The organism is Pseudomonas sp. Sample_9, from assembly GCF_004307535.1.
Taxonomy (GTDB): Bacteria; Pseudomonadota; Gammaproteobacteria; order Pseudomonadales; family Pseudomonadaceae; genus Aquipseudomonas; species Aquipseudomonas mercuritolerans.
On record NZ_RAZO01000019.1, the window covers coordinates 1 to 2,199 of the forward strand.

The 2,199-nt window shown below is 62.2% G+C and carries 2 protein-coding genes; one reads left to right on the forward strand and one right to left on the reverse strand.

All coding sequences use genetic code 11. The features are described 5' to 3' along the window. Window positions 1–331, forward strand: a 331-nt coding sequence (locus tag D6877_RS01185; protein WP_206662967.1) for a hypothetical protein, incomplete at its 5' end; no start/stop codon positions are given. Between the two features lie 91 nt (window positions 332–422). Here D6877_RS01185 and D6877_RS01190 read toward each other — a convergent pair. After that, window positions 423–2,051, reverse strand: coding sequence for a HAMP domain-containing sensor histidine kinase (locus tag D6877_RS01190; protein ID WP_130909592.1), 1,629 nt, complete (start codon window positions 2,049–2,051; stop codon window positions 423–425). Window positions 2,052–2,199 lie beyond the last annotated feature (148 nt).

The window sequence follows — 2,199 nt, forward strand, 5'->3', positions numbered from 1 at the left end:
GGCGCGGTGGCTGCCGATGGTGCTGATCGTGTCGGTGCCGGCGCGGTGGCTGCCGATGGCGCTGATCGCGTCGGCGCGGGCGCGGTGGCTGCCGATGGCGCTGATCGCGTCGGTGCCGGCGCAGTGGCTGCCGATGGCGCTGATCGTGTCGGCGCAGGTGCAGTCGCTGCCGATGGTGCTGATCGTGTCGGCGCCGGCGCGGTGGCTGCCGATGGCGCTGATCGTGTCGGTGCCGGAGCATTGGCAGCGGATGGGGCCGACCGCACCGGCGTCAACCGAGTGGCCTACTCCCGGGTCGGAGTCGGTTCTGATCGCGTGGCATCGGCGCTGATGACCGGCAGCTATTCCGACCAGTTCAACAGCCCACAATAATCGCCGCGAAATAACGGGCGAGCTCCTGAGCCGCCCGTTTACATTGGCCTTTACAGCATCTGTTCAACCGCTGCGCCTTGTCGATCACGCAGGGCGCGCAACGTCGCGCGTAACTCGGCCGGGCGCACAGGTTTCGACAGAATCGCAATCTGGCGGTCGTGCAAGGCTGCCTGAATCTTCTCGACGTCGTGCCCGGTGATGATCATCGCCGGCACGGCCCAGCCGCGCTGCCTGCGCACTTCATCAATGCATTCGATGCCAGTGGCGTGAGTGCCCAGGTCATAGTCGGCGACGATGATGTCACAGTCGGTGACCAGATCTTCAGCCGACCACTCGCCCTGCACCACGCAGCCCCAGCGTTCAAGCAACGCCGAAGTCGCCAGCAGCACGTTGCGGTCATCCTCGACCAGACACACCTTCAGCCCGGTCAACAAACCCACCTGCCGCGCTTCACTGCGAACCACCGGTGACTGCGGCGCCGCCACGATCGGCAACCCCGCAAGCGTCACAGCTGTGCCGCGCCCCAACTGTGAACGCAGAGCAACGTGCACATCGATCAGTTCACCAAGACGCTTGATGATCGACAGGCCCAGCCCCACGCCTTCGACGTCTTTGTCGCGCACTTGCCGCACGCGATAAAACTCCTCGAAAACCTTGTGCAAATGCTCTTCGGCAATGCCGTTGCCACGGTCATGGATGACGATGGCCAGCCCTGCCCCACGTTTACGCACGCCGATCAGCACGGGTCGTTGCGCGCCGTATTTGAAGCAGTTGGAGAGCACGTTCTGCACCATGGTCGCCAGCAGTGCCGGATCGGTTCTGACCCAGTAGTTGCAAGGTCGCAGCCGCAGTTCGACGCCCGCCCAACGGGCCGCTTCCTGGTGTTGGCGTATCAGATCCGCAAGCCATTCACCAAGATTCAGCGTTTGCATTTTCGCTTCGATCCGACCGTTATCGAGGGTGTAGAGGTCGAGAATCGAGCGGAACAATTGCGAGACGTTGAGCAGTGAGCGGTCGATGTTATCGACCAGCCGCCGCTCGTCGTCGCCCAGGCGCGACTCCCGCAGACACGCGGTAAACAGTCCGATGGAATGAATCGGCTGACGCAAGTCATGACTGGCCTGCGCCAGAAACCGCGACTTTTCCAGATTAGCCGCCAGCGCTTCTTCCGACGCCTTGCGCGTGCGCTCAAGCAGCAAGTGCGCATAAAACGGGATCACCGTGCTGGTGATCAGCAGCATCAACACCATGAACGGCTGCGCCTGCCAATAGGGCGTCAGGCGATAGACCACCAGCAGCGCCGTAAGCGCCAGGCCGGTGGCGATCGCCAGATAGCGCGAGCCGTAGCGCATGCCGTTGCCGAGATTGACCCAGACCATCACCGCGTACAGTGGCAACGCCGCTTCGCCACCGATCACCAGCCCGAAACAGGTACCGGTGTAATCGTGGACCATGGCAAAAATCCGCCGCGCCGGGTAATGCCCCGGCCAACGCGCAATGGCCTGGCGGAACATGATGGAGGCCAGCAGAAACAGGCTGATGTAGGTAATGACCGGCAGGTAGGTCTCGAAGCGATGGCCCGGCAAAAAGACCAGTACGACCATGTAAACCACCGCGATGGCGGCGATGATGATGCGCAGATTGGCCTGGTCGAGTTCGGTGTTTTTCTCGAACTTCATGGGAAACGTCCTTGTGCAGCGATTGCAGTTTCGGAAGCAGCCTACAGGCAACCTTCGCGTCCAGTGCTAAGGTGCAGGCCTTGAATCACGCCTGACCCAGGGAGGGTCGCATCATGACGTGCCGGATCATCATAGCCGACGATCACCC